At 51.5% G+C, this 26,516-nt stretch carries 24 protein-coding genes and 1 tRNA gene; 5 read left to right on the forward strand and 20 right to left on the reverse strand.

Translation table 11 applies throughout. The features are described 5' to 3' along the window. Positions 1–6: 6 nt before the first annotated feature. The 8 genes from larC to B5F29_RS12005 all read right to left on the reverse strand — a co-directional run bounded on the left by larC (position 7) and on the right by B5F29_RS12005 (position 9,412). A complete protein-coding gene (larC, locus tag B5F29_RS11970; RefSeq protein WP_087154864.1) occupies positions 7–1,326 on the reverse strand; it encodes a nickel pincer cofactor biosynthesis protein LarC in 1,320 nt (439 codons plus the stop codon). Between the two features lie 18 nt (positions 1,327–1,344). Beyond that, complete coding sequence (nrdJ, locus tag B5F29_RS11975; protein ID WP_087154865.1) at positions 1,345–3,687, reverse strand: ribonucleoside-triphosphate reductase, adenosylcobalamin-dependent; 2,343 nt, start codon at positions 3,685–3,687, stop codon at positions 1,345–1,347. Positions 3,688–3,761: 74 nt separating this feature from the next. After that, entirely contained in the window at positions 3,762–5,132 is a 1,371-nt protein-coding gene (locus tag B5F29_RS11980) for an aldehyde dehydrogenase (RefSeq protein ID WP_087154866.1), read from the reverse strand. Between the two features lie 3 nt (positions 5,133–5,135). Next, a complete protein-coding gene (locus B5F29_RS11985; protein WP_087154867.1) occupies positions 5,136–6,338 on the reverse strand; it encodes an iron-containing alcohol dehydrogenase in 1,203 nt (400 codons plus the stop codon). Between the two features lie 80 nt (positions 6,339–6,418). After that, positions 6,419–7,261: a metal ABC transporter permease gene (locus B5F29_RS11990; protein WP_087154868.1), complete on the reverse strand. Its 843-nt coding sequence runs from the start codon at positions 7,259–7,261 to the stop codon at positions 6,419–6,421. After that, positions 7,254–7,973 (reverse strand): metal ABC transporter ATP-binding protein, encoded by a 720-nt coding sequence (locus tag B5F29_RS11995; RefSeq protein WP_087154869.1) that lies wholly within the window; start codon positions 7,971–7,973, stop codon positions 7,254–7,256. The genes B5F29_RS11990 and B5F29_RS11995 overlap by 8 nt, the downstream gene beginning before the upstream one ends. 2 nt (positions 7,974–7,975) lie before the next feature. Further along, positions 7,976–8,989 (reverse strand): metal ABC transporter substrate-binding protein, encoded by a 1,014-nt coding sequence (locus tag B5F29_RS12000; RefSeq protein ID WP_087154870.1) that lies wholly within the window; start codon positions 8,987–8,989, stop codon positions 7,976–7,978. Continuing rightward, positions 8,990–9,412: a Fur family transcriptional regulator gene (locus B5F29_RS12005; RefSeq protein ID WP_087154871.1), complete on the reverse strand. Its 423-nt coding sequence runs from the start codon at positions 9,410–9,412 to the stop codon at positions 8,990–8,992. It abuts the gene before it with no gap. Between the two features lie 121 nt (positions 9,413–9,533). Here B5F29_RS12005 and B5F29_RS12010 point away from each other — a divergent pair, with 121 nt between their 5' ends. Together B5F29_RS12010 and B5F29_RS12015 are read left to right on the forward strand one after the other, a co-directional pair. Further along, positions 9,534–10,622 (forward strand): tetratricopeptide repeat-containing glycosyltransferase family 2 protein, encoded by a 1,089-nt coding sequence (locus B5F29_RS12010; protein ID WP_087154872.1) that lies wholly within the window; start codon positions 9,534–9,536, stop codon positions 10,620–10,622. 21 nt (positions 10,623–10,643) lie between these two features. Then, complete coding sequence (locus B5F29_RS12015; protein ID WP_087154873.1) at positions 10,644–11,342, forward strand: hypothetical protein; 699 nt, start codon at positions 10,644–10,646, stop codon at positions 11,340–11,342. Between the two features lie 97 nt (positions 11,343–11,439). Here the strand turns inward: B5F29_RS12015 and iadA are convergent, their stop codons facing one another. From iadA to B5F29_RS12050, 8 genes are all read right to left on the reverse strand, one after another. Further along, positions 11,440–12,627, reverse strand: coding sequence for a beta-aspartyl-peptidase (iadA, locus tag B5F29_RS12020; RefSeq protein ID WP_087154874.1), 1,188 nt, complete (start codon positions 12,625–12,627; stop codon positions 11,440–11,442). Between the two features lie 10 nt (positions 12,628–12,637). Continuing rightward, positions 12,638–14,386 (reverse strand): putative basic amino acid antiporter YfcC, encoded by a 1,749-nt coding sequence (gene yfcC, locus B5F29_RS12025; protein ID WP_087154875.1) that lies wholly within the window; start codon positions 14,384–14,386, stop codon positions 12,638–12,640. A 16-nt stretch (positions 14,387–14,402) separates the two neighbouring features. Further along, positions 14,403–15,068: an endonuclease III domain-containing protein gene (locus B5F29_RS12030; RefSeq protein WP_087154876.1), complete on the reverse strand. Its 666-nt coding sequence runs from the start codon at positions 15,066–15,068 to the stop codon at positions 14,403–14,405. A gap of 12 nt (positions 15,069–15,080) precedes the next feature. Continuing rightward, on the reverse strand, positions 15,081–15,788 hold the full coding sequence (locus B5F29_RS12035) for a response regulator (protein WP_087154877.1): 708 nt from the start codon (positions 15,786–15,788) through the stop codon (positions 15,081–15,083). After that, positions 15,778–16,833 (reverse strand): sensor histidine kinase, encoded by a 1,056-nt coding sequence (locus B5F29_RS12040; protein ID WP_087154961.1) that lies wholly within the window; start codon positions 16,831–16,833, stop codon positions 15,778–15,780. Before B5F29_RS12040 ends, B5F29_RS12035 begins: the two co-directional genes overlap by 11 nt. A gap of 10 nt (positions 16,834–16,843) precedes the next feature. After that, a complete protein-coding gene (locus B5F29_RS16570) occupies positions 16,844–16,990 on the reverse strand; it encodes a hypothetical protein (RefSeq protein WP_164488380.1) in 147 nt (48 codons plus the stop codon). A gap of 101 nt (positions 16,991–17,091) precedes the next feature. Next, entirely contained in the window at positions 17,092–17,937 is an 846-nt protein-coding gene (locus tag B5F29_RS12045; RefSeq protein WP_087154878.1) for a deoxyribonuclease IV, read from the reverse strand. 163 nt (positions 17,938–18,100) lie between these two features. Next, positions 18,101–19,024, reverse strand: coding sequence for a LysR family transcriptional regulator (locus B5F29_RS12050; RefSeq protein ID WP_087154879.1), 924 nt, complete (start codon positions 19,022–19,024; stop codon positions 18,101–18,103). 200 nt (positions 19,025–19,224) lie between these two features. Between B5F29_RS12050 and B5F29_RS12055 the strand changes: the two genes are divergently transcribed. Together B5F29_RS12055 and B5F29_RS12060 are read left to right on the forward strand one after the other, a co-directional pair. Then, positions 19,225–20,220 (forward strand): uroporphyrinogen decarboxylase family protein, encoded by a 996-nt coding sequence (locus tag B5F29_RS12055; RefSeq protein WP_087154880.1) that lies wholly within the window; start codon positions 19,225–19,227, stop codon positions 20,218–20,220. Between the two features lie 24 nt (positions 20,221–20,244). Next, positions 20,245–21,687, forward strand: coding sequence for an SLC13 family permease (locus tag B5F29_RS12060; protein ID WP_087154881.1), 1,443 nt, complete (start codon positions 20,245–20,247; stop codon positions 21,685–21,687). Positions 21,688–21,759: 72 nt separating this feature from the next. Here the strand turns inward: B5F29_RS12060 and B5F29_RS12065 are convergent, their stop codons facing one another. After that, on the reverse strand, positions 21,760–22,713 hold the full coding sequence (locus B5F29_RS12065) for a 4Fe-4S binding protein (RefSeq protein WP_087154882.1): 954 nt from the start codon (positions 22,711–22,713) through the stop codon (positions 21,760–21,762). A 29-nt stretch (positions 22,714–22,742) separates the two neighbouring features. After that, a complete protein-coding gene (locus B5F29_RS12070; protein ID WP_087154883.1) occupies positions 22,743–24,389 on the reverse strand; it encodes an FAD-dependent oxidoreductase in 1,647 nt (548 codons plus the stop codon). Positions 24,390–24,525: 136 nt separating this feature from the next. On the opposite strand from B5F29_RS12070, the gene B5F29_RS12075 reads away from it, so the two are divergent. After that, positions 24,526–25,446 carry a LysR family transcriptional regulator gene (locus B5F29_RS12075; protein WP_087154884.1) on the forward strand — a complete coding sequence of 307 codons (921 nt, stop codon included), beginning with the start codon at positions 24,526–24,528 and terminating at the stop codon, positions 25,444–25,446. On the opposite strand, the gene B5F29_RS12080 is transcribed toward B5F29_RS12075, so the two are convergent. Both B5F29_RS12080 and B5F29_RS12085 read right to left on the reverse strand, forming a co-directional pair. Beyond that, a complete protein-coding gene (locus B5F29_RS12080; protein WP_087154885.1) occupies positions 25,385–26,308 on the reverse strand; it encodes a substrate-binding periplasmic protein in 924 nt (307 codons plus the stop codon). The two genes, B5F29_RS12075 and B5F29_RS12080, sit on opposite strands and share 62 nt — an antisense overlap. 78 nt (positions 26,309–26,386) lie before the next feature. Continuing rightward, a tRNA-Trp gene (locus B5F29_RS12085) sits at positions 26,387–26,459 on the reverse strand. Between the last annotated feature and the right edge of the window lie 57 nt (positions 26,460–26,516).

Genomic DNA, 26,516 nt, shown 5'->3' on the forward strand with positions numbered 1-26,516 from the left:
TGTCACTTACATGGAATCGGAACTGCCGGAATCTTTCCTTCCGGCCTCCTCCACCATCCGGTAGACCTCCTGATAGTTTTTCCCGCTCTTCCTGCAGAGAGCGTTCACGCTTTCATATTCCGGAAAGCGTTTTTCTATTCCCTGATAACGGCATATTTTAATCTTCGCTTCTCCAAACGGAGTCTGTACCGTACGGATCTCCCGGTCCATGACGGTCCGTTTCATAAGCATCTTACGGATTCCGATTGTGGATGTCTCTTCAAAGATAATCCGCTCCAGTTCCGGCGCGTCCTCCGGCGTACAGATCACATTGAGCTGGTAACCGGGACGGTTTTTTTTCATATACACCGGAATAAAATGCGCGTCGCGCGCTCCCGCCTCCATCAGACGGTTCAGCGTGTATCCCAGATTTTCTCCGCTGCAGTCGTCCACGTTGGTCTCAAGCTTCATGATCTGATCCTGATTCTCTGATTCTGCGCGGATCAGCATGGCGCGCAGAAATCCGGGAGCCTCATAATCCCTCTTTCCGGCTCCCATTCCGATCCTCTCCACCGTAAAATGGTCCGGTAGTGTTCCGCACGTCCGGACGGCCGCCGCGATCGCCGCCCCCGTGGGCGTCACCAGTTCTCCGTGAATCCCGGTGATATGCAGGGGCAGTCCGTATGTATTTACAATATTCGCCACCGCCGGCACCGGCACCGGAAGGATTCCATGCTGGCAGCGGATGGTTCCGGTTCCCTCTTTCAGCACCGGAAGGATGACTTCCCCGATATTCAGATTATCCAGGCAGACGGCCGCCGCCGTAATATCCACGATCGAATCCACTGCTCCTACTTCATGAAAATGAACCTGATCTTTCGGAACGCCGTGGGCCTTCGCCTCCGCCTCCGCCAGAATTTCAAAAATACGCAAAGCCAGCTTCCTCGCTCCCGGCGTCAGCTCTGCCTGCTCCAGAATTTCCCGGATCTCAGCCATTCCGCGGTGTTCGTGGGGATGGCTGTGCTCATGGCCGTGCCCGTGATGATGAGCCTCGCTGCCGTGGTCATGATGGCCATGAACATGCTCATGAGCATGTTCATGGCCGTGCAGATATTCCATGTCATGATCATGGTTTTCATGTTCCAGCAATACATCGAAGTCGCACATATCAAGGCCGGATTTCTTCACCCGGCTGATATGGACTTCATATCCGCCGACCGGGAGGCTCTGAAGAGCTTTCCGCAGTACGGTCTCATCCGCCCCCAGATCCAGCAGGGCAGCGGCGGCCATATCGCCGCTGATCCCGCTCTCACACTCCAGATACAGTGTTTTTTTTCCGTTTTCCATAATTTGTCCTTACTCCGTCTATCTCACCGGGCAGACTCCGTTTACGCACTCGGAATCCCCGATATCCAGTTCCGTCTCTTCATATTCATACTTCGCCAGAAGGGACGGATTGAACGGACGCATGGCCGCCCTGCGCTTTTCGTACTCTTCTTCCGTGATCTCTTCATAAGGAAGCAGCTCGTAGAAGTTATCGTCATAGCTCAGGAAAGAGAGCGCCACAATATCATCCCAGTTATCCCATACCCACTGCTCCACTTCATCCCATTCATGGTCGCGCACATGGATCGTGATCGAGCAGTTATGGTCTACATAGTGCTTCATAAACATCCGGTAATTCTCAAGCTGCTGGATTGCAGACACGTCTGCCTTAACCAGCCCTTTCGGCGCTTTCACCGGAAATTCCACCACTTTTGTCTTGGGATCTTCCGGGTCCTGGCCCACTTCCGGCAGTACCGGATACCCCAGCTCCTCGCACACCCTGCACAATGGGTCGGTAGCGCTGATCCGGATCCTTCGGATATAATACGGGGCATGAGAATAATGGACGCCGTTGGACACCGTGGGAAGCAGGGACAGCGTCCCTTCCGGCTTCACCGTGGTGATCAGCAGAGGCTTTGCTCCGCCCAGGCGCGCCGCGATCTCCTCAGCGGCTTCATGGGCAGTCGCCCGCAGTCTCTCCAGAAGCGCCGCCTGCGCGTCGCGGTCCATGCCTGTCGCATTTACCATATCCTGCCATCCGGTCAGAGAGCAGCCCAGCAGGCGGTCTCTCTGCTGCACCAGGTTCCAGCGGTGAATTTCCAGCTCCCGGCAGGTCATCCGGTATCCCGCTCTTGCGGAGAGCCGCTGCGCTTCCAGGAGTTCCTTCTCGTTCAGTTTACCGTCTTCCACAAATCCCATCACGTTCAGCGTGGTCAGGTTGCAGAGGCCGTGGCTGTCCAGCAGGATCTCGCCGCAGGGATTGCAGCCGTTAAAATTCGGCCTGCGCTTCCGTCCGGCTTCCTCGTTCACCCATCCGGGTTCTCCCGAATAGCGCATCTGTTTCAGATGCCAGTGCAGCATCTCCCGGTCCGGCTTTTTCCGGTAATAGATGGAATTATTGCTCATCTGACGGTGGGCGATCTCTTTGTTGATCTCCCAGCGTCCGTCGATCTGCTGATACAGTTCGTTTTTCGCTTCGATGCAGGTACGGTCCTCTGCATCGATCAGTCCAATCTCCGACGTTCTGCGGACCCCTCCGGACACCACATTTTCACCGATGATATTGGCGATGTCCAGAAGGTCGATGGGCTTTAACTGCGCGCGGACCGCCTTGTCCCTGGCGCCTGCCGCCGTAATTACTTTATGGATCTTATCCAGCATAGTCATCATAGACTCGTATCCGCTGGCAGTCCCGCCGAATCTCTTCAGCCGCTCTCCTCTGGGACGTATGGAATCATAGTCCACCACGATCTCCCTGATGCGGGAATACTCTCTGTTGGTCAAAACCTCAAAATAATGATCCAGCGCCTGTGCCCAGCCTTCCTTGGAGTCACCCACTTCCAGAGTCATCTTATCTCCGTCAAAAGTAAGGTTCGTAAACTCCAGACGCTCCGTTTTCGGTTTGGCATCATACGCTTTGTGAAGAATTTTTATATCTGTACGGATCTTCGGAAGCTTTTCGGCATCCTCCTTCAGCACACGGACGCCCACGCCGCTGCCCACCATCAGCAGATAGAACAGATCATGATACGCATGAAAATCGTCGATCACCTCAAACGCGCAGTTGTAATTCGCCATGGGGTATTCTTCCGCCACCTGGGTCTGCCCCACCCACAGGGTCCGTCCGGACAGAAACTGTTTCAGATGATAAATATTGTCATACAGTTTTTCCGCTTCTTCCCTGGATGTGGGCGCCAGAGAACAGTTGTATTCCACGGCCCTGCGCACCGTCTCCCACCAGAACTCACGTCTTCCGAAACGGGGAAGATATCTGGAATACGTTCTGGTGTATACAAATGATCCAAGCTGTTCCATGGGATTGGGCGCATGTTTGTACGGGCTTAAGAATTCTCTGCTCAGAAGCCCCTCTTTCCAGGTTCCGCTGGCTCTTTCCTTTTCCTTCTCAATACGGTACAAGATATATGCTTTGGCGGTCTGATAACATTTCTCCTCGAACAGGGTTTCCTCTACCTTGTCCTGGATCGTCTCAATATCCAGGATCTCCGTATTCATGGCTTTCAGTTTCTCTACTGTATGTGCCGTCACTTTTTCCACCGCCTCGTCCCCGGACTCTCCGGAAGCCGCGGAAGCCAGCGCCACCGCGCGGCGGATAAAATCAGCGTCAAACGGCACCACTTTGCCGCTTCTCTTTCTTACATTCATCTGTTTTCCTCCTGCTGTCTTGATTTACAACTGTTCAATACGGCATCTTCCCCCCGCCGTCCGAACCATTACTATTATTTCACAAAAAAACGGACCAGCTTTTCTTTGGCCGAATCATACGGCTGGTATCTCATGGTCAGATCCAGCCAGGTCGCCTTCTTCAGGATGCTTTTCTCATGGCTGAAAGTCTGGAAACTTTTCTTTCCGTGATAAGAACCCATTCCGCTGTTCCCGACTCCGCCGAATCCCAGATACGGGGTTGCCAGATGGATGACCGTATCGTTTACGCACCCTCCGCCGAACGGCACCTCTTTCAGAAAACGCCTTTCTACATTTTTATCCTCTGTAAAAATATAACATGCCAGCGGGGACGGACGGTCTTTGACAAAACTGCACGCGTCGTCCATGGATGCCACTGTCAGGACAGGGAGAACCGGACCAAAGATCTCTTCCTGCATAACCGGATCCGACGCCTCCACCCCATCCAGTACTGTGGGCGCGATCTGCAGTGTATCCGGATTGCTTTCGCCTCCATGGACGGTCTTGCTCTTGTCGATCAGGCCCAGGATACGGTCGAAGTGCTTTTGGTTGATTATTTTCCCATACAGTGGATTCTCCAATGGATTTTCCCCGTACATCTTTTGGATCTCTTCCTTCACAAGACGCACAAACTCGTCTTTTATGCAGCTCTCTGCCAGCACGTAATCCGGCGCCACGCAGGTCTGTCCGCAGTTCAGGTATTTTCCGAATACTACTCTCTTTGCCGCCACCTTCAGATTGGCCGTCTTCTCGATGATACAGGGGCTCTTGCCTCCCAGTTCCAGCGTCACAGGCGTCAGATGGGCCGAGGCTTTCTCCATCACCAGTTTTCCTACATTCACGCCTCCGGTGAAGAAAATATAGTCAAATCTCTGTTCCAGAAGGCTCTGGTTTTCCGCCCTGCCGCCTTCTACCACCGCCACATATTTCTCAGGAAAAACTTCCCGGATCAGTTTTGCCAGCACAGCCGATACCGCCGGAGAATAAGCGGAAGGTTTCACCACGCAGCAGTTTCCGGCAGCCAGCGCGCCCGCAAGAGGCTCCAGCGTCAGCAGCACCGGATAATTCCAGGGGGACATGACCAGCGTCACTCCATAAGGCTCCTGAACCGTAAAGCTTCTGGATACAAACTGGGACAAAGGAGTCCTTACTCTGCGGTTCCTGCTCCAGGAACACGTATGCCTGCGGATATACCGGATCTCCGACAGACTCAGACCGATCTCACACATATAGGATTCCATCCCTGATTTTCCCAGATCTTCCCGAAGCGCTTCTGAAAGCTCTCCTTCATATTTCAGAATACTTTTTTCAAGTCTCTCAAGCGCCTGTATCCGGAACGACACATCCAGCGTCTTTCCGGTACGGAAAAACTCTCTTTGCGCTTTTACCAATTCCGCTGTCTGCATACCTTATCTTCCTTTCACTTCTTCATAGATCCGTTCCAGTTCTTTTCGGTTCATCAATACAGGAACCGGATAGAGCGGATTGCCTTCCTTGTCTGCATGACGGGCCATTACAGGAATATCCTTTCTGCGGATCTGCGGAAAATGACGGGGGATCTCCATGGAGTCGTTCATCTCCTGGATCCAGTCAATGAAACATTTCGCCGTCTCTTCATCACTCAGCCCCTGCTCCACAACGCCTGCCTTCCTGGCAAGCTGCGCCAGTTTCTTCCAGCACGCGGATCCGTACATCCGGAGGACAATAGGCAGAATCACCGCGTTCGCCAGACCATGAGGCGTCCCGTACTGTCCGCCCAGGGAATGGGCGACCGCGTGAATGTAACCCACATAAGATTTGGTAAACGCCACTCCGGCACAGTAAGCCGCGCGCAGCATACCGCTGCGGGCTTCTTTATTCCTTCCGTCTTCATAGGCGTTCTTCAGATGCTGATAGATCAGACTGACTGCCTCTTCCGCCATCTCACGGGTCTCTTTCGTGGTGGAATTTCCAATATATGCTTCCACCGCGTGGGTCAGGGCATCCATCCCTGTGGTCGCCGTAATGCTTTTGGGCAGTCCGAGTGTTTCATGGTAATCAAGCACCGCGTAGCGCGGAATCAGGCTGAAATCATTGATCGGATACTTATAGTGTTTTTCACTGTCCGTAATCACCGCCGCCAGCGTTGTCTCGCTGCCGGTTCCTGCTGTCGTCGGCACTGCAATCAGCAGCGGCAGCCGCCTATGTACTTTCAATAGTCCTCTCATCTGCCGGATAGACTGACGGGGCTTGACAATCCTGGCTCCCGCCGCTTTCGCGCAGTCCATGGAAGATCCGCCGCCAAACGCGATGATTCCCTGCGCTTCGTGCTCCAGGTACATCTTCCTTGCCTCTTCCACGTTCTGAATCGTGGGGTTGGATACAGTACGGTCATAGACACAGTAAGAAATCCCTTCTTCTTTTAAGGTTTTTTCAAGAAAATCCGTCAGACCCAGAGCCCGTATCCCTGCGTCCGTCACAATCATCACCGATTCCACCGCGTATTTTCTGCATACATCCGTGATCCCTGACACGGCCGGAATAATCTTCGGATTCCGGTAGGGCAGAAACGGGATCGCGATCCGAAATACGGTCTGAAAGGTTCTGCAATAAATTTTCCGCAACAGAAACATCTTTCCTATTCTCCTGACTGTTCATACTTTTCATACAGTATATATCTTGTTCCATTTTTCATCAAAGGTCAAGCCCCAATTCAGGCGCCTCGCCTGAAACATGTTCCTGCCAGACTTGCCAGCGCAAATACCGCTATATTCACGCACACAACGGTCGCTCCCACCGGAGTGGACGCCAGAATAGACAAAAAGATACCTGCTGAAGCACAGATCACCGAGATAACAGCCGACGCAAGAATCACTGACCGGAAACTTTTAAAAATACGCATGGCAGAGAGAGACGGGAAGATAATCAGTGCGGATATAAGGAGCGATCCCACCAGTTTCATGGCAAGCACGATCACAGAAGCCGTCACCACAGCGATCAGCAGGTTGTAGGCGCCCACACGGATGCCGGTAGCCTGCGCGAACGTCTCATCAAAAGTTACTGCGAAAATCTTATGATAAAACAGCAAGAAGATCAAGATGACCAGCACTGACATCAGCACGCAGATCCGAACATCCGTCCTGGTCAAGGTCAGGATCGCCGTGGACCCGAACAAAGTACTGCACACATCCCCGCTGATATTTGCAGATTTTGAAAACAGATTCAGGACCAGATATCCGAAAGCCAGCGCTCCCACCGAGATCATGGCAATGGCGGCGTCTCCTTTCAATTTCGCGTTCTGCCCGGTACGCAGTAAAAATACAGCCGCCAGCACCGTCAGGGGAAGCACCACCGCGGTATCACTGGCTACGTCCAGGACCGTCGCCACCGCCATGGCACCGAACGCCACATGAGAAAGACCGTCTCCGATAAAAGAAAAACGTTTCAATACCAGAGATACGCCCAAAAGCGATGAGGACAGGGCAATCAATACCCCCACAATCATCGCGTAGCGTACAAAAGGATAGCTGAAGTACAAGGAAAGCATCTCAATCATGGCGTTCTCCTCCTGTCCCGTTAAAATATTTTTTTCCTGTCTCGCTTTTTACATAATCCTCCTTAGAGCCAAAAAACAGAGGCTCTTTCCCCACATGAAGGATGTGGCTGGCGTAAGCTACCGCCGCTGGGATATCATGGGACACCATAATAACCGTGATCTTTTCCTTCCGGTTTAATTCTTCCAGAAGACCGTACATTTCCTGCATGGCGTCCGGATCCAGGCTCGCGGCCGGTTCGTCCAGCAAGAGCATAGATCTGGTGGCGCACAGGGCCCGTGCCAGAAGCACTCTCTGCTGCTGCCCTCCCGACAGTTCCCGGTAGCATCGTTTCTCCAGCGAGCGGATCCCCAGTCTCTCCAGACTCTCCGAAGCTTTTTTCTTCTCCTGACGGTTGTAAAACGGTCTGAAGCCCGTCCGGTTCAGGCACCCGGACAGGACGATCTCCCTCACAGAGGCCGGAAAATCTCTCTGCACCACCGTCTGCTGAGGCAGATACCCGATCTCGTCCGCTTCCAGCCCGCCGCCGTACCGGATCTCTCCGCTCATGGGTTTTTTCAGCCCCAGCAGCGCTTTGATCAGCGTGCTTTTTCCGGAGCCGTTCTCCCCCACAATGCAGAGATAGTCTCCGCTGTTCACCTCAAAATTCAGATCCCGGACCACAGCCCGGCCTTCATACCCTAATACCAGATTTTCACATGTCAACTGTGCCATTCTCATTCACCTCCCGCACCCAGCGCTTCTTTCAGAACCGCCAGATTGTTTTCCATCGCAGACAGGTAATCCGCTCCTGCCTGCACGTCTCTCCAGTCCACCGCCTGCATGGAATCCATCGTCAGCACTTTCTGGTCCCGCGTCTCCGTGTTGTCGGCAATAGTACGCGCGATCGTCCCGTCAGAACCATCGATGGCAAGCACCGCCGGAAGCTCCAGCTCCGATACCTTCTCCGCGAGGAACGCGATCGTATAAAAGCTTGCTTCTGTCTCCGCGGAACATCCGGGAAACGCCGCGTAATATTCCAGGCCGTAATCCTCCGTCAGATAGCGGAACGGGAAGCGGTCCCCAAAGACCAGCGTATGGTACGGAGCTCCCGCCACCGCATATTTGTACTCCTGATCCAGGTTGTCCAGAAGCGCGCCGTACTGCACAGCATGTTCCAGATATTCTTCCGCGTGCGCTTCATCCATCGCCGCCAGCTGTCCGGCGATCACCTGACAGCTTTGCCGGGCATTCCTGAGCGACAACCAGATATGTTCATCATAAGCCGTCTCGTCTTCTCCGTGGTCATGGTCATGAGCATGCTCGTCTTCTCCCGCTCCTGCCATACCTTCCACATACTCTTCTTCCTGCAGGAAACCTTCCAGCCCGTCCATCAGCCTTATTGCCTGCAGATCCGGGTTGTCCGCATTTTCAAGGGCGTCTTCCACCCAGAAATCTGACTCTCCTCCCACGTAGATAAACAGATCTGCCTGGGAGATCGTCAGCATGTCTGCCACGGTAGGCTGATAACTGTGCAGGTCTGAGCCGTCTTTCAGCAGCATGGTGAGCTCCACCCGGCCCTCCTGGCCGCCCAGGATCTCAGAGGTCCAGTCGTACAGCGGAAAAACCGTGCAGACTACCCGGAACTCCGGTTCCTCCGCAGACACGCTTTCCCCCTTCTGTCCGCACCCGGACAGCAGCCCGATCACAAGAGCCGCAAACGCCGCCCATATATATTTTCTTTTTCTCATCTATGATTTTCCTTCCTCTTTGCCGCAGTCTTCGCAGTGTCCGAACAGCACCGTCTTTTCTTCGTCCACGCTGAAATGATGTCTGCGGAACACCTCCGCGATCAGATTTTCTGTCTCCCGGTCGCCCATATGGTAAAGCTTCCCGCAGACGGAGCATTTCAAATGGAGGTGGCTGCCGCAGTGCTCTCCGCAGATCATCTGGTACACAAAGGATCTGCTGTTTCCTTTCACAAAGCGGCGCACCAGCCTTTCTTCCACCAGCCCCGGCATCATCCGGTAGATCGTGCTTTTCCCCGGAACCATTTCCAGCGACTGCTCTTCTTTCATCGCTTCCCATAATTCGTCAATGGTATATGCCTGATCACTGTGCGCCTTCAAAAACGCCAGCAGCATCTTTCTCTGTTCTGTCTGATAGTGCGCCATGGAATCCCTCCAATCTGAGAATTACTCTCATATTATAGTCATATATGGAAAAAAGTCAAGCACCGGTCCCCGTGTCTTTGCATACCTATGAAATAACCGGCAGGTAAAGGAGCCCCTTTTTATGAGTACCATCAGTCTCTGTATGATCGTGCGAAACGAAGAGCAAGTCTTACGCTGTTGTCTGGACAGTATCTGCAGCCTTGTGGATGAAATCCTGATCGCGGATACCGGATCCACGGATCTCACGAAGGAAATCGCGAAAGATTATACAGAGAAAATCTGGGATTTCCCATGGATTGATGATTTTTCTGCGGCAAGAAATTTTATCATCTCCAAAGCCAGGTCGGAATATTTTATGTGGCTGGACGCGGATGACTGCCTGCCGGCAGAACAGGCATCGTCCTTCTCCCGGCTGAAAGAAGAACTGTCCCCTCAGACAGATATGGTTTTACTGCCTTATCACACCGGCTTTGACCCCCTCGGCCGTCCTGCTTTTTCCTGCGCCCGGGAACGTCTGATACGAAACCGCAAAGGTTACTGCTTTTGCGGACGGGTACACGAAGCAATTCCGCTTTCCGGAAACGTTATTTTCCGAGATATTCCTGTCGAGCACCGAAAAAAAGGGGCCTCCGACCCTGAACGAAATTTAAAAATCTACCAGAATATGATATCCGGCGGCGAACCTTTTGAAGCCAGAGACCTTTACTATTATGGAAGAGAATTGCTTGATCACGGAGATTACGAAAAAAGCAGAAATATATTTCGGTCTTTTCTGGAAAGAAAAGATGGATGGGCAGAAAACAAAATGGATGCGGTCCGGCAGCTTGCATGCTGCAGCAGAGCTCTGGGACAGGAACAGGATATTCTGAGCATTCTGTTAACAGGCCTGTCTTACGGTGTTCCTTCCGGAGAACTCTGCTGCGATCTGGGCCGCTGTTTCATGGAGCAGAATCAGTACGCCATTGCCGCCTACTGGTTTCGCCAGGCATTGCTGTCAGAAAAAAGTGCGGCTTCCGGAGCATTTATTCAGGAAGAATGTTACGGATTCTATCCTGCCATCTCCCTGTGCGTCTGTTATGACCGGCTGGGCGACCTGGAAAATGCCTGGAAATACAACGAACTGGCCGGAACTTTTCAGCCGGAATCTCCATATTATCTTCACAACAAAATCTACCTGGAAACGTCGCGGATATCTGTTCAAATCTCCTGAAAAGAAAGAAGGAATCTTTTTATGTTATGGAACTGCAGCAACCATGGAAAAGAAAGCAAAAAATGCGGATGCCACAGTTGTCCGCCGCCCTGTCCGTCCCAGGGAATCACAGGGCCGACCGGGCCTCAGGGACCCAGGGGCGCCACAGGACCGACCGGACCTCAGGGACCCGGAGGCGCCACAGGACCGACCGGGCCTCAGGGACCCAGGGGCGCCACAGGACCGACCGGACCTCAGGGACCCGGAGGCGCCACAGGACCGACCGGGCCGGCAGGAGAAGCGCTGTCTTCAGAAGTCATGGACGCCTATTCTACGCCTCCCCAGCCCGGTTCTTCAGGAGCTCCTCTGATTTTCGACCAGAATGCAGTCACATACGGATCTGCTATTGTTCACACTCCCGGCTCCGCAGTTTTCAGCATCCGGGATACCGGTCTCTATTATACGGCGTTCCACGGTGTAGTCTCGCCTGTCAGCGGCGCTGTTTTCCCCCTGTCGCTCCTGCTTTACCTTCAGGTACAGGGTTCAGAGACCCCGGGAACTTCCACACGCCATACATTTCATACCTCCACAGACGCTGCCAGCGTATCTTTTTCTCAGGTTATCGAAGTATCCGATGTCCCGGTCTCACTGGAGGTCATGGCTGTCGGAGGGAATTTTCTGTATTCAGATATATCCCTGACGATCTTCCGGATCAGTCAGGAGCAGGAAAACACGATTTAAAATTTCTTCATCTTTGGCCGGAATACCGGATCAGCAAAAGGACTGTCGAATCTTAATCCGGCAGTCCTTTCTTCCATTATTGTCTATGTTTTATTGTCTATTTTCTCTCAAATGTCCCGAACACCTGCTGTTTCCCGTCTTTTACCATGATCCGGCCTTTTGCGATCACCGTTTTCAATTCCAGCGTATCCTCCGACAGCAGGCAGATATCCGCGTCAAACCCGGGACCAATATGTCCTTTGGAAGACAGCTTCAGCACAGAAGCCGGGTTCGAAGTAATTCCTTTTATCGCAGTTTCCAGAGGAATCCCTTCCTTCCGGACGCATTCCCGGACTTCTTTCAGAAGACAGGAGGCCTTTCCAATCCCGATCCCCTGGAACTGGCCGTCTTTGCCAAATACAGGCATACTTCCCTGTCCGTCGGACGAAATGGTAAAGCGGTCGTTGGAAATTCCTTTCTCCAGAAGGCGGCGGATGCCTTTACACACACGTACCTCGTCACAGATTGTCTCCCAGTAGTCGATATCCTCGTTTCCTGTAAAGTCGATCGTACCTCCTTCCCCTGCAAAATCCAGGCATTCCTCAAACAGCCCCTCATTGCGGTTCACATGGGTGGGGAGGAACTGAGAAGCAGGGATCTCTGTCTCGCGGATAACTCTCCAGATAAGATCCAGCTTCCTCGGGCTGTCTCCCAGATGGACGTTCACAATCCCCGCTTTTCCTGAAAGCATCCCCGCTACCCTGGCGTCTGATGCAATTCTGACAAATTCTTCAAAAGTCGGCTGGGAAGAACGATGGTCTGAGACAGCCACTTCCCCTACGCCGATCACTTTGTCCAGCATCATAATGTCTTTCATCAGACTGTCCGTCAGCGTATGTACCGGAACCTGATAAGAACCGGTATACGCGTAAGTCGAGATTCCTTCGTTCTCCAGGGCATGCGCTTTCGCAAGCAGAGCAGTCATATCTCTGCCCACGCCGTCCGTTCCTATGCAGCCAACCACCGTAGTGATGCCATTTTGAATCAGATCCCCCAGAGAAGCCTCCGGCGTCCTGGTATGGAAACCGCCTTCGCCGCCTCCTCCCAGGATATGCTCATGGCTGTCAATAAAACCGGGCACGGCGGCCAGGTCTCCCCCGTCAATCTCCTGTACCTCTATGCTGCCGCCAAAATCCGCCCTCAGATCTTCGCCTACCGCGGCGATCTTTCCGGCGAGTATCAGGATGTCTTTCACCCCGGCATATTCCGGTTTATATACTTTTACGTTTTTTATAATCGTTACCATTTGTCCTACCTTACTGGAAATTAATCGCCACCGCGATTGCTATAAAAATCGTTCCCAGCAGGAAGAAAAATGCCTGCATCTTAATCTGGAACTTTGCCCATTTGCCCCATTCGATTCTGGCAACGCCAAGAACGCCGATCAGGCTGGCAGATACCGGAGTAAAAGCGTCCACAAAGCCTGCTCCCAGCTGATAAGCCAGCACAGCGATCTGTCTGGATACGCCCACAAGATCGGAAAGCGGAGCCATAATCGGCATGGTAAGCGCTGCCTGTCCGGAGTTGGAGGTTACTACCAGATTAAACAGGCTCTGGAACAGGTACATGAACCATGCCCCGATAAAGGCAGGAACACCGTCGAGTGCCGTTCCGATCACATGCAGCACCGTATTCAGCGTAGACGGGACATCCGCATCGGAACCGCCCAGCACCAGAAGAATACCCTTTGCCATTCCTACCACGACCGCCGTGCCTGCCAGATCAGACACGCCTCCCTGGAACGCGGAAGCCATTCCATTGACAGTCATTCCGTTTAATTTAAAAATAATGGCGATCACACCGGCCACAAAGCCCATTACAAAGAATTGGGACGCGATCTCCGGAATATAAAAGCCTTTCTGGGTAACGCCCCAGACGATCCAGACCATAACCGCCGCCATTTCCAGAAGAATCAGCTTATGTCCCAGATTGAACTCTCTTTCTTCTTCCGTCACCATATCCAGCCTGTTTCTGAAATATGCGTCGCCTGCATATACTACAGACTTCTGAGGATTTTTGCGGACTCTTTCTGCATAAACCATCATGAAAGCGTCGGCAGCCAATGTCACTACCACCCACATTACCATACGGAAGGTGGCGCCTGACAGCACCGGAACCCCCGCGATACCCTGCGCGACCGCCACAGAAAACGGGCTCATCCAGGACACCGCGTTTCCTACCTGAGACGCCACATAGGTGACCGTCACCGCTACGATCGAGTCATATCCCAAAGCTATGACGAACGGCACCATGATCATAGCAAACGGAATGCATTCCTCTGCCATGCCAAAGGTAGCGCCGCCCAGAGAAAACAGAATAAAAAGCAGCGGAAGCGCCAGTCTCTCCAGCCCTTTCGTCTTGTTGATAAACGCATAGATGCCCGCGTCGATGGCTCCCGTCTTCATAATGATGCCGAAAGCACCGCCGATCACCAGGATCAGCGCGCAGATACCCACTGCCGTGCCGGAGCGGTCTCCGCTCACCAGTCCTTCAAAGACATAGTTCATGAACCCGAAGCCGCCGAAATCTTCGGTCCCCCAGACCCCCGCAGTCTTGTGAAGCTTCCTGCTGGTGTCATAGAACTCCTCACCGTACAGACTGTACATCTCGTCGTCGCTGAGTCCCACCGCATCCAGATCCTCCTGGGTCCAGGCGGAAGAATCTGTCTCCATAAGCGCCGTCAGCGCCTCCGGATCCACTTCCAGCTCTTCCATAAGTTCCGGATCCCGGCTGATCTCTTCCAGCGCGCCGGCCACAAAATCCGTGTCCAGATTGTAGCTGTACCGGAATGTATCTGCCATCAGGACTGTTCTCGTGGCGGTCTCTCCATTGGCGTCCGTGTACTCAATCGTATGGGTGCTGAATTTCCCCGCCGGGACCAGAAAAGTAAGGATCCAGCAGAAAACCACTACAAAGAAAATGATTGCATAAGTATGGGGAGTCTTCAGCTTGGTCAGATCTTTCTTTGGCGCAGACGCCTTCCCCTTTTTGTTTCTCCATAACATAACACTTGTTTCCTCCTTAGTCTATTCCGTTTTTCGCGCACAGATCCTGCACACAGCATTTCTCACAGTGCGGTTTTGTCCTTGCCGTACATACGTCTCTTCCGTGGAACACCAGCCGATGGCAGAAGTCGCTGCCCTCCTCCGGAGGAATCAGTTTCCACAGAGCCATCTCCACCTTTTTCGGCTCTTTGATTCCGTCTACCAGTCCCATCCGGTTTACCAGGCGGATACAATGCGTATCCGTCACTATGGCAGGTTTGCCGAAAACATCTCCCATGATCAGATTGGCGCTCTTTCTGCCTACTCCCGGCAGTTTCAGCAGCGCGTCAAAATTGTCCGGGACTTTCCCTCCGTACTGTTCTTTCAGGATTTTCATACAGGCGCTGATATCCTTTGCTTTGCTGCGCCCTAATCCACAGGGCCGTACAATTTCCTCTATGCAGTCCACATCCGCTTCCGCCAGGGCGCTTACATCCGGATATTTTTCATATAATTTTTCCACGACCACATTCACACGAGCGTCCGTACACTGAGCTGCCAGCCGCACGCTTACCAGCAGTTTCCAGGCGTCGTCATAATCCAGCGTGCACCCCGCATCCGGGTACGCTTCTTTCAGGCGTTCAATCAGCTCCAACGCCAGCTCCTTCTTGGCTGTCAGAGTTTCTGTGTCCCCTTTCTTCATCCCCTGTCCTTTCTAGTCCGGATCCACGATCCGGTACCCTACGCCTACTTCTGTAAAAATGTACTCCGGTTTTCCCGGATTCTTTTCGATCTTGCGGCGGATATTCGCCATATTCACTCTGAGTATCCGGTTGTCATTCTTCATATTCGGCCCCCAGATCTCCTTGATAATGTAATCATAAGTCAATACTTTCCCCGCGTATTTTCCCAGAAGACTCACCAGTTTGTATTCATTCTGCGTAAGATTGGCGTCCTTTCCGTCCACATATACCCGGTGCTTATCATAATCAATGGTCAATCCTCCGGAATGGAAAATGCCGGTCTGCATGCCCTCCGGCATCAAATATGCGGTACGGGCATGGCGAATGGCAGTCCTTATCCGGGCCAGAAGTTCGGATGTGCCAAACGGCTTGGTGATATAGTCATCGGCCCCGGCATCCAGAGCCTCCACCTTATCCCGCTCATGCGTACGGGCAGATACCACAAGAATCGGCATGGAGGACCATTCCCGAATACTTTTCAATATCTTCATCCCGTCCATATCCGGGAGTCCCAGATCCAGGATCACCAGATCCGGACACTGAGAAGTCACCATACTGTATGCTTCCGCTCCGGTATTTGCCATAATAACGTCGTAGTTGTTGGCCTCCAATATTGTCCGGAAAAAATTCCGGATGCTTTTATCGTCTTCCACTACCAGTACTCTGTCTTTAATGTCCATCTGTCTGCTCCTTTTCCATCGGCAGCCAAAAAGTCATTCTTGCGCCTGAACCGCCGATGTTTTCCGCCTTCATATCTCCTTTGTGCGCTTTTACTATACTCATGCATACGGACAGGCCTATCCCCATATTCCTTCCTGAATCAGAGCCTTCTCCTTCTTTTGTCTGCCGTCCGCCGTCAAAGATTTTCGGAAGAACATCTTCCCGGATCCCCTGACCGTTATCTTCCACCTCGAATACCGCCCGATCAGTCTCCTGCTTTACCCGAATCATTATCTGACTGGTTGTTTTTCCATGCTGTATGGAATTTTCCAGAAGATTTACAAGGACCTGTTCGATCAGAATACCATCCATGGGAACCAGAAGCATTGTATCCGGGAGTTCCACCGTAATCCCGACCCCGGGATATCTTTTTTCCGTCTTCAGGACGGCGCTGCTGACAATCTCTTCTGCCAGTTCTTCCTGTTTGTTGATTCTTGCGCTTTCTCCGTTAATCCGGGTAACAGAAAGCAGGTTTTCCACGATACGAATCAACCATTGAGCCTCCTGCCGGATATCCTCCACCAGCTCCAGGGTCTGTTCTTCTGTCAGAACCTGATGATTTTCAATAATCCCCGATGCCGCTCCCACGATCGAAGTCAGCGGAGTCCGGATATCATGGGAGACAGCCCGCAGAAGATTTCCTCTCATCTTTTCCCGCTCTGCCTCCAGCCGGATCGCTTCCTGCTCTTTTACTCTGGATGTCAGCATACTGACGCTGACCGACACCGCCAGAAGCGTCACAAAAGTAAGCGGATACCCGGTAAGAGTAAAGTCCAGTTCAAAATAAGGATATGTGAACACATAGTTCACTCCAAAAACAACTACTATCGATGCTGCAATTCCATAAAAATATCCGTCGGTCAGGCGCGCAATACAAAGGATCGCCACCACAAATACCAGCGACACCTGTGCGTCCGCCGCTCCGAACTGCTGCAGCCAAAAACAGAAAAGAGCCGCTGCAAACAGTATCGCAGCGGTCTTTAAAGTATTTCTGATCACAGACATATACATTCCTTTAATCAAAGAGAGATTTTCCGTATTTTACCTTTCCGTAAATCTTTCTCACAATGATGATCGGCATCGTTATCAGGATATACAGCGAAGCCGCGCCTCCTGCCAAAACCATCAAAGCGACCAGAATCATAATACCTATGTTGCCCATACTGACCCCTCTTTTCCAGATTTTATTTTGTACAAATCATATCACAGCAGGGCAAAGCTTTCTATAAACGATTACTTTATTTGCGTTCTCTTTATGTCTTTTTAATTTTTTTTGCGGTTTTTTAGCGCCAGATTCAGCATGCGAATCTCATCCGCGTGCCCCTGGTCGTCATTCGGCGTTTCCAGATAAAACGGAAGATGCTTCAATCCCGGATGTTCCATTACTCTCAGCAATGCCTCCAGCCCGATCGTTCCTTTCCCTATCGCTGCATGCCGGTCTTTATGGGACGCAAACGGCGTCATACTGTCATTCAGATGCACCGCCCGCAGCAGCGGAAGTCCCAGTATCTGATCAAATTTTTCCAGCACTCCGTCCAGGTCGTTCACAATATCATATCCTGCAGAATATATATGGCAGGTATCCAGGCATACGCCGATCTTTTCCGGATGTCTCACTCCGTCCCGGATCGCCTTCAGTTCTTCAAAGCGCGCTCCGATCTCTGTCCCTTTTCCGGACATGGTCTCCAGAAGAATCATTGTCTTCTCCTGCCCGGTAACTGCCTGGTCCAGCCCCGCAATGATATTCCGGATCCCCGCTTCCACCCCGATCCCGGTATGGCTGCCCGGATGAAAGACCATATTCTCCATGCCCAGCGCGTCCATGCGTGCCAGATCCTCCCTGATCACCGTACAGGCAAATTCGTAGACTCTTTCCTGGGCGCTGGCAAGATTCATAGTATAGGGCGCGTGAGCCAGGAGCGGCCCAAATCCGTGTTCTTTCCGTATTTTCTGAAACAGCTCCCGCTCTGTATCTTTCGGATCTCTGAATCCGGATCCCCGTGGATTGCGGCTGAATACCTGCATAGTATTCGCCCCCATCCTCACCGCGTTCTCCGCTGTTTTATCCCATCCTTTCGCAATGGACATATGTGCGCCAATGATCTGCATATAATTCCTCCGCGCTCATTATATCATGTCCGCTTCGCAGACATGATGCCTCCGGCGGATGCGCCCGGCTTTCTGCGGCGCGCGCAGAAACCGGCATGCGCGATGGTATAATTCGCGCACTGCGCTTATTATACCTGAAGGCGGCCGTTTTGTCCAACTCTGATTACAGCATTTCCGGATCTACTTCTTCCGCCAGCATCTGCAGGTATTTCATCAATACCAGATTGCGGTTTTCTTTTCTCCAGACTGCTGTAACATATAGTTCTTCATCCCGGATCGGGACACGTACAATCTGACCATTCAATGAATTTTGAAGAAATTGTCCGCTGGCCAGAAGAATTCCTTTGTTAATCAGGATATTGCCGATATGTTCTCCGCCGTTATGAGCATACTGGGCCACCACAGGACGTATATTATGTTTTCGAAAAAGTCCTCTTACATATTCTCCATATCCGGAAGAAGACTTCTGATCTACCATCAGCATGGGCTGGCCCCGCAGGTCTTCGATAGCCAATGATTTTTTTGAAGCGAGCGGATGTTCCCGGTACATATGGGCCATCAAAGGCACTTTCTGAAATTTCAAAATATCATAATCCCCGGAATGGAATACATCGCAGTCATAAGACATGGTAAAAATCATATCTACCCTGCCCTGGGCAATTCCTTCCCGCAGCTCAGGGAAATTCTCCCGGTACATAGAAATAGAGAACTGCGGGTTGTCCTTTATAAACTTTCTAAGACCATCTATGAATGTCAGATCTCCCCACTCCAGATAGCCGATACAAAGATACCCTGAAGCTCCTGTCTGGGCTACGTGAGCAGCCTGAATCGCGTCCAGAATATCGTCCAGTACATTTCCAATCCGTTCTTCCAACACCCTCCCTGCAGGTGTCAGGACTACCTGCCGCTTATTTCGAATAAACAGGCTTAAACCCAGTTCATTTTCAATCTGGCTGATACGCTTGCTGACTACAGACTGAGTCATGAAGAGTTTTTCTCCTGCTTTGGTAAAGCTCCCGTATTTTGCCACGTTCATGAACAGTTCCAGATCCAGGACGGAAATGTTATACAAATTTATTTCTCGCATTCTTCCTCCTTATCAGACTGTTTTGTCTATTATCCCATATGTATTATACATTTTAAAAGGTCAAATTGGTCTATATTTTATCTCAGAATACTTTCTGTTTTAGAATTACTGATAGCTCTTTTGAGAATTTCACAATTTCAAATATAAATGATACACTTTTTTCAGCATAATACACAATTTACATCAAGGAGGGAATAAATATGCTCAACGAAAAGCTAAATTTTCTGGAGACGATTCGCACCGATGGAAAACCGGATCATCTCTGCAACAGTTTCACAGCCTTTAAGGTCCTAGGCGGTGATCCGGTATTCCAGTACGTGCGCGGCAACCGTATCCGCGGCACCAATTCTTATGACCGTTGGGGAACCTATATCACATTCCCGGAGGATCAGCCCGCCGCAGTGCCCTTGGTGACGCCGGAGAACCAGGTTATCCAGGATATTGAAAACTGGAAAGAATATGTAAAAGTGCCGGATCTGAGGGCAAACTGCTCCCAGGGATGGGAAGCCGTACAGAAGCAGAAGGCGGAAGCGCCGGAAGACTGTCTGACCATGACCGTCATGGGTACCGGCATCTTCGAGCAGATGCACATGCTTATGACCTTTGAGGATACACTCTGCAACCTGCTTCTCTACCCGGATGAAACCCATGAGCTGATTGACGCAATTACCGAATACCGCCTGGAGTACATGAAGCTGGTCGTAGAAAACCTTCATCCTGACGTTATCCTGTCCCATGACGATTTTGGAAGCAAAACCAGCCTGTTCATGAAACCCGAAGTATGGCGTGAGTTCTTCAAAGAGCCTTACCGCAGACTGTACCGTTATCTGCATGATAACAACGTAATCGTCATGCACCATTCAGATTCTTACTGTGAATCGATTGCGGTAGATATGGCGGAAATCGGCGTGGATATCTGGCAGGGAGTACTTCCCACCAATAATATACCGGCCATCACCAAAGAACTGGACGGCCGCATGGCTCTGATGGGCGGTATCGATTCCTCCATCGACCGGGAAGACGTGACTGAGGATGAAATCCGCAAAGAGACACAGCGGGCATTGAAAGAATACGGAGATCTGAAACATTTTATTCCGTGCATGACCTACGGCGGTCCCGGAACCATCTATCCGCAGGTAGAAAACATTATCATCGATGAGATCAATCGTTACAACCAGGAGAACTTTCGCGCATAAGCGCCGGTAAGGGGGAGACTGCAAATGAAATCAAACGCAATGAAAATGTACAAACATCTGATCATCGCCGTAGTGATCGGCCTGATCATTCTTTTGGCGGTGCAGCCTGTAAATGGTCTGACCGTAATAGGAGTAAGAACTCTCGCCGTCATGATCCCGACTCTCTATCTATGGCTGACTGTAGGCACCACCTGGACTTCGCTCTTATTCCTGGGATTCCTGGTTATGACCGGCGCTATGACATCCACGGAAGTCTGGGCAGGCTCCGTAGGACATTTTTCCGTCATCTCCATGATTGTGTTCATGATGCTGAACTACTGTCTGACAGAAACCGGCGTTATCGACTTGGTCTGCAGCTGGTTCATCACTCGTAAAATAGTCAACAACCGTCCCTACGTGTTCCTCTGCATGTTCTTTGCTTCTATGATGATTCTTGGCATGTTTATGGACAACCTATCCCTTGCCGTCATCTATGTGGGTATCGCCGTGGTGCTTGCAGAAAAACTGGGGCTGAAAAAAGGACAGCCCTTCTACACCTGTATGTTCATGGGCATTATGTGGGTAGATACCGTCATTTCTATCGCTTCGCCGATCGCCCATGCACCCTGCCTGATCCTAATGGGATATATGTCCACGCAGCTGGGCATTGATGTGAGCTATGGCCAGTGGCTGGCTGTAGGCGTTCCTTTCGCGATCCTGATGTTCATTGTCATCATCATCTGCGTCAATATCTGGCGTCCGGACACCTCCGCCTATATCAACTATGATGTAGAAGCAGAAAAACGCAATATGCGTCCGCTGGATACCCGGGGCAAAATTTCCGCCGCTATATTCATCGTCATGCTGTTCATGATTCTGTTCCCGGAACTGGGAAGCGGACTTCTTCCATCCTTCTGTGCATACTGGAAAAACGTCGGCGTTATCGTGGTGGCTATTCTGGCCGTGTCTCTGCTTTGCGTCATCCATGTGGACGACAAACCGCTCCTGGATATTAACGCGGCTTATAAGAGCCTTCCCATGGGCGCGATCATTTTCGCCGGTGTTGTCAGCGTTATGGCTACTCCGGTTACTTCGGAAGCCACCGGCATCAACGTATGGATGGCAAATGTACTTCAGCCGCTGTTTACTGGTGTAAACCCGTTTGTTGTCGTCATCGCTCTGACACTGGGAGCTGTGCTCATGACGAATTTCATGTCCAATATCGTTACAATGACTATTTTCTTCAATATTGGTGTAGCCCTGCTAAGCGGAGGTTCCACAAACATGGGTATGTTCGCAATGCTGATCGGCTTTGCCTCCTCCATGGCTACTCTGACACCGTCTGCCTGCGCACCTATGCCGCTGGTATTCGGTCCGGGCCACGTAACGATGAAAAACAGCTTCCGGGTAAATCTGATCTTCATTCTGTTGTCAGTCGTAGTCATGTTCGCATTTGTTGTACCGTTTACGCCATTTATTATTCACTGATCTTTTCTTCCTGTTTCCAAAAAACGCGGCGCCGGATATTTCCGGTACCGCGTTTTTACGTTCACAATATATTTAGCAGGTTGCTCCCCCGGTCGTATGCAGGTTCGCCGCAAGGATTTCTTCTTTTCTCGCCAGAATATCATCGGAGAGCAGCTGTGCCTCCACATTATCGAATCCCAGACGGTCAATGGTCTGGGCAAAACGCTCGCCGGTCTTCCCCTGTTCCCGGAACAGAAGCAGTGCTTTTTCAATCACAGACAGTGCCTCTTCTTTGTCAGTAAATATTTTATGAAGCGCATGTCCCTGAGCGACCTTCTTGCCCCAGCGTCCGCCGATATAGATCTTATACCCGTAAGTGCCGTCCTCGATCGCGTCAAACGGACATTTTCCCACGCAGCGTCCGCAATTGTTGCAGATATCTTTGTCAATCTCCAGGATACCATCCACCACTTTAGCCGCGCCTATCGGACAGTTTTTCTCTATCGCGCACTTTTTACATCCGTTGCAGGAATCTTCATCGAAATTGGGAATGCGCTGTCCGATGATTCCCAGATCGTTCAGATCCGGTTTCACACAGTTATTGGGACATCCGCCCACGGCGATCTTGAATTTGTGGGGCAGCTGCACCTGGCGGTAACCCACATAAAATCTTTCATGGATTTCTTTTGCGAGCCCAAAGGAATCCAACAGGCCATACTGGCAGGTCGTACCCTTGCACGCTACTACCGGACGGACTTTTGAACCGGTTCCTCCGGTTGTCAGACCTGCTTTCCCGATAAATTCCTGAAACTCTTCGATCTTATCATACGGTACCCCGGGGACTTCCACCGTCAGACGGGTGGTAAACGCCACTTCCCCGTTCCCAAACTTCTCTGCCGCTTCCGCGATGCAGCGCTGCTGTTCTGCTGTAATCTTTCCGTTCACGGTAATAATGCGGGCATTGAAATTATCTGTCCCCTTATTGCTGAGAAATCCCATCGCCTTTACACGTTTCTCATCTGCTGCGCTCACTGTCAATGTTGCCATATTCTTTTCCCTCCTGATTTTCTCTGTAATTATGCTTCTTCCATCGCTTCTTCCACTGCCGCTCTGTTGAAGGTCAGACCGCCTTCCAGCACGCGGGTATTGGTATATCCGTAATGCTTCAGCAAGTTCTGGGTCAGATAGGCCCTCTTGCCCTTCGCGCATACCAACAGAAGCGGTTCGTCCTTGCCGAGTCCATCCACCTCTCCATGAATCCTTGTCAGATCCACATACGGGGCTCCGTCAATGGACGGCGCCGGAGATGCGTCGATGATCCGGTATCCCTCTGCCTTGCCTTCCGCGAATTCTGCAGGAGTAAAACTTTCCAGCCCTCCGTCCATCTTGTTCATCAGCACGTTTACCGTATGTGTAAGCGGATGAATCGCGGTGGAGAATGGCGGCGCATATGCAAAGTCCATATCTGCCAGGTCATCCACCTTCGCCTTCAGAGAGATTGCCGCCACACAGATATCTACGACTTTATCCACTTCTCCTTTTCCGAGCGCCTGCACGCCCAGAAGCCGTCTGGATTCTTTATCAGCGACCAGTTTGATAATAAAGTTTCCTGCTCCCGGCATATAATGCGCCTTGTCGTCCACTACCGTCAGTACGGTGACCACGTCGTACCCTGCATCCTTCGCCTGGGCTTCTGAAAGTCCTGTCTTGCCCACATTCAGTTCCGGCAGATGGCAGACCGCCGTTCCCATGGCTCCGCTGTAGGAGACATCTCCTCCGGCAATATTCTGTGCCGCCAGACGGCCTGTGATATTGGCGGTGGAACCCATGGGCGACCATGCGTCCCTGCCAGTAATGCGATTTTTTACCATGGCGCAGTCTCCCACCGCATAAATATCCGGATCATTAGTCTGCATATGGTCATTGACCAATACTGTGCGATTCGGCGCCAGCTCAATTCCTGTATCCGCCAGGAAGGCCGTGTTGGCGCGTATTCCGATGGAAAGCACCACCGCGTCGGCTTTGACCGCGCGTTTTCCTGTCTGTACTTTCTCTACTTTGCCGTCTCCCAGTACGCCTTCAAAACGGGTGCCTGTCATGGTATTGATTCCCACATCCGCCAGATGATTTTCCACGTATTCCTGAATCTCACTGTCAAATCCGGGAAGCACATGAGGCGCCATATCGATTACATTGCAGCGCACGCCCATGGAATTCAGGTTCTCCGCGATCTCCAGCCCGATAAATCCGCCTCCGACTACAACCGCTCTTTTGATCTCCCCGGTTTCCACAGCCGCTCTCAGATTTACCGCGTCGTCCGGAGTCCTCATAAAGAATACCTGCGGAAGATCCAGCCCCGGCAGATCCGGCCGGATCGGAGACGCGCCGGAGGCAATCACCAGTTTATCATAGGACCAGGTGCTCGTCTCTCCCGTATCAACGGAAACTGCTTCCACCGTCTTGTCTGTCCGATTGATTCCGGTTACCTCCATGCCCGTCAGCACCTTCGCACCGGTCAGTGCCTGAAACTTTTCCGGAGTGTTGACCACCAGACCCGTGCGATCCGGGATCACATTCCCCACATAATACGGAAGTCCGCAGCCAGCATAAGAAATATCCTTCCCTTTCGTCAGGATTACGACTTCTGCGTTCTGGTTCTCTCTTTTCAGTTTCGCCGCAACCTTTGTTCCTGCGGCTACGCCTCCCACGATGACTACTTTCATTTGTCTCTCCTCTTTCTCGCATTGTTGGAAATCATTTACATGTTGTTTGTATTATAACACTTGTGTATCTTTTTGAAAAATGATAATATTCTATCATAAATATAGGAAATACCTATACATTCAGGAGGAACCCCCTATGACTATCCGGCATCTGAAAATCTTTATTGCCGTGGCAGAAACCGGCTCCATGAGCAGAGCGGCCCAGAAGCTGTTTCTCTCTCAGCCCACCGTCAGCCAGGCCATCCGGGAACTGGAAGAGAATTATGAAGTCCGGCTGTTCGAACGGCTTTCCAAAAGGCTGTATATCACTCCCGCCGGGCAGGAGCTCCTGGGATACGCCTACCAGGCGGTGGGACAGTTTGACCAGCTGGAAAGCCGTATGCAGAAAAACAGGCGCCGGGAATCCCTCCGCATCGGAGGGACCATCACCGTAGGCGCCTGCCTGTTATCCAATATTATGTCTGATTTCAAAAAAATGCTCCCGGATGCGGAAACTTTCGCCTATGTGGGAAACACCCGTACTATTGAAGAAAAGCTTCTCCATTCGGAACTGGATATCGCCATTGTAGAAGGAGATATCCGCAATCCGGATCTGATCAGCCTTTCCTGCATCCGCGACTATCTGGTTCTCGGCTGCTCCCGGGAACATCCGCTTGCCCGGAAAGAGATCCTTCACATTCCGGAACTGAATCATCAATCCTTTGTCATGCGTGAAAAAGGAAGCGGAACCAGAGCGCTGTTCGACCGTTTTATCGAAAGGCATCATCTGGATATCCATACAGCATGGGAAGCCACCTGTCCCGAGACCTTCCGCAGCGCCATTCTGGATAACGAATGCCTTGCCGTAATATCTGTACGTCTTCTGGAGAGAGATATCCGGGATGGGCAGATCCGCATCTACAATGTAAATACGGATGAGTTTGAAAGATCGTTCAGCCTGGTACGGCACAAAGACAAGGTCCCCACCATCTCCATGGACACCATCCGCGATATTGTCAATCGCTACCAGCAGCCTGACTGGCTCGCGAAGATTCCGGTAGGGACTCTTGTGAAGTAATACCCCGGGAGTCCGCCTCTCTCTCCGACACTGCCATGCGGATAGCCGTGTCCATCCATCCCAGATAAAGTCCGTCCTCCACCACCTCATCAATAACCTGGTTGACAGCCTCCAGCAGTTCCGGTTCCCGCTCCACGACGCCGCCTACCACGCCTTCCTGCTCATATTCCATCTCAGCCGCTGCCAGCGCCAGAGAAGAGTACTCATCCAGGATGTCGTCTGTCACCTGTGCGTCCAGTGCCAAAGCGTCCGCGCGCCCGGTGTTGACCATCTCGATTCCTTCCGAAATCGTGTCTACCAGCTCCATATAGGACTTTGACAGCTGTTCCGTCACCAGCTGAGCCTGCAATGTACCGTACTGGGCGGCCACTGTAGCGCCTGCGAAATCTTCCAGTTCTTTATATTCGTTTCTCTGAGCCTTTTTTACCAGAAATACCTGCCTGCCCGGCTGATAATAAGGATCCGTGAAATCCACATACGCAAGCCTGCTTTCCTCCGGGAGCATGCCAAGCAGCACCAGGTCAACGGTACCCTCTTTGGCCGCTTTCAGGCACTCTTCCATCTCCATCTCCTGAAACTCCGCCTCTACTCCCAGCTGCTCCGCAATATATTTTCCCAGTTCAACATCCGATCCCTGGTAGCTTATGGCCCCATCATCCTCTTCTACAGAGAAAGCAAACGGAGCGTAATCCGCCGAAATACCGATCACCAGTTTTCCCGCTTCCCGAACCGCTTCCAGGCGGTTGCCTGACTTATCAAAAATATGCGTCTCGGCCGCACCGATTCCATCTGCCGACCGGCTGCAGGCAGACACAAGCAGTGCTGCCCCCAGAGACAACAAAACGAATATGATTTTATTCATCTATCTATATCCTCAGATCTATCATTTTATAATATAATTTACAGTAAAAAAGCTCCGGACATTGATCCGAAGCTCCAACAGGGACAGAAGGACTCGAACCCTCGACATTTGGTTTTGGAGACCAACGTTCTACCAACTGAACTATATCCCTGTATTTCCTAACACTCGGATAATATATCATATTTTCCTTTGAGTGTCAACGAATTTT

The sequence above is a fragment of the Lachnoclostridium sp. An196 genome, from assembly GCF_002160135.1.
Taxonomy (GTDB): Bacteria; Bacillota; Clostridia; order Lachnospirales; family Lachnospiraceae; genus Hominiventricola; species Hominiventricola avistercoris.

Bases quoted from the DNA above. Each gene is read 5' to 3' on its own strand.
- B5F29_RS12065 (WP_087154882.1), bottom strand. From the start codon at position 22,713: ATGGCAACATTGACAGTGAGCGCAGCAGATGAGAAACGTGTAAAGGCG.
- B5F29_RS11995 (WP_087154869.1), bottom strand. From the start codon at position 7,973: ATGGCACAGTTGACATGTGAAAATCTGGTATTAGGGTATGAAGGCCGG.
- larC (WP_087154864.1), bottom strand. From the start codon at position 1,326: ATGGAAAACGGAAAAAAAACACTGTATCTGGAGTGTGAGAGCGGGATC.
- iadA (WP_087154874.1), bottom strand. From the start codon at position 12,627: ATGGTAACGATTATAAAAAACGTAAAAGTATATAAACCGGAATATGCC.
- nrdJ (WP_087154865.1), bottom strand. From the start codon at position 3,687: ATGAATGTAAGAAAGAGAAGCGGCAAAGTGGTGCCGTTTGACGCTGAT.
- B5F29_RS12070 (WP_087154883.1), bottom strand. From the start codon at position 24,389: ATGAAAGTAGTCATCGTGGGAGGCGTAGCCGCAGGAACAAAGGTTGCG.
- B5F29_RS12000 (WP_087154870.1), bottom strand. From the start codon at position 8,989: ATGAGAAAAAGAAAATATATATGGGCGGCGTTTGCGGCTCTTGTGATC.
- B5F29_RS12005 (WP_087154871.1), bottom strand. From the start codon at position 9,412: ATGGCGCACTATCAGACAGAACAGAGAAAGATGCTGCTGGCGTTTTTG.
- B5F29_RS12015 (WP_087154873.1), top strand. From the start codon at position 10,644: ATGTTATGGAACTGCAGCAACCATGGAAAAGAAAGCAAAAAATGCGGA.
- B5F29_RS12040 (WP_087154961.1), bottom strand. From the start codon at position 16,833: ATGTCTGTGATCAGAAATACTTTAAAGACCGCTGCGATACTGTTTGCA.
- B5F29_RS12010 (WP_087154872.1), top strand. From the start codon at position 9,534: ATGAGTACCATCAGTCTCTGTATGATCGTGCGAAACGAAGAGCAAGTC.
- B5F29_RS12055 (WP_087154880.1), top strand. From the start codon at position 19,225: ATGCTCAACGAAAAGCTAAATTTTCTGGAGACGATTCGCACCGATGGA.
- yfcC (WP_087154875.1), bottom strand. From the start codon at position 14,386: ATGTTATGGAGAAACAAAAAGGGGAAGGCGTCTGCGCCAAAGAAAGAT.
- B5F29_RS12060 (WP_087154881.1), top strand. From the start codon at position 20,245: ATGAAATCAAACGCAATGAAAATGTACAAACATCTGATCATCGCCGTA.
- B5F29_RS12050 (WP_087154879.1), bottom strand. From the start codon at position 19,024: ATGCGAGAAATAAATTTGTATAACATTTCCGTCCTGGATCTGGAACTG.
- B5F29_RS11980 (WP_087154866.1), bottom strand. From the start codon at position 5,132: ATGCAGACAGCGGAATTGGTAAAAGCGCAAAGAGAGTTTTTCCGTACC.
- B5F29_RS11990 (WP_087154868.1), bottom strand. From the start codon at position 7,261: ATGATTGAGATGCTTTCCTTGTACTTCAGCTATCCTTTTGTACGCTAC.
- B5F29_RS12030 (WP_087154876.1), bottom strand. From the start codon at position 15,068: ATGAAGAAAGGGGACACAGAAACTCTGACAGCCAAGAAGGAGCTGGCG.
- B5F29_RS12075 (WP_087154884.1), top strand. From the start codon at position 24,526: ATGACTATCCGGCATCTGAAAATCTTTATTGCCGTGGCAGAAACCGGC.
- B5F29_RS16570 (WP_164488380.1), bottom strand. From the start codon at position 16,990: ATGGGCAACATAGGTATTATGATTCTGGTCGCTTTGATGGTTTTGGCA.
- B5F29_RS11985 (WP_087154867.1), bottom strand. From the start codon at position 6,338: ATGTTTCTGTTGCGGAAAATTTATTGCAGAACCTTTCAGACCGTATTT.
- B5F29_RS12035 (WP_087154877.1), bottom strand. From the start codon at position 15,788: ATGGACATTAAAGACAGAGTACTGGTAGTGGAAGACGATAAAAGCATC.
- B5F29_RS12045 (WP_087154878.1), bottom strand. From the start codon at position 17,937: ATGCAGATCATTGGCGCACATATGTCCATTGCGAAAGGATGGGATAAA.
- B5F29_RS12080 (WP_087154885.1), bottom strand. From the start codon at position 26,308: ATGAATAAAATCATATTCGTTTTGTTGTCTCTGGGGGCAGCACTGCTT.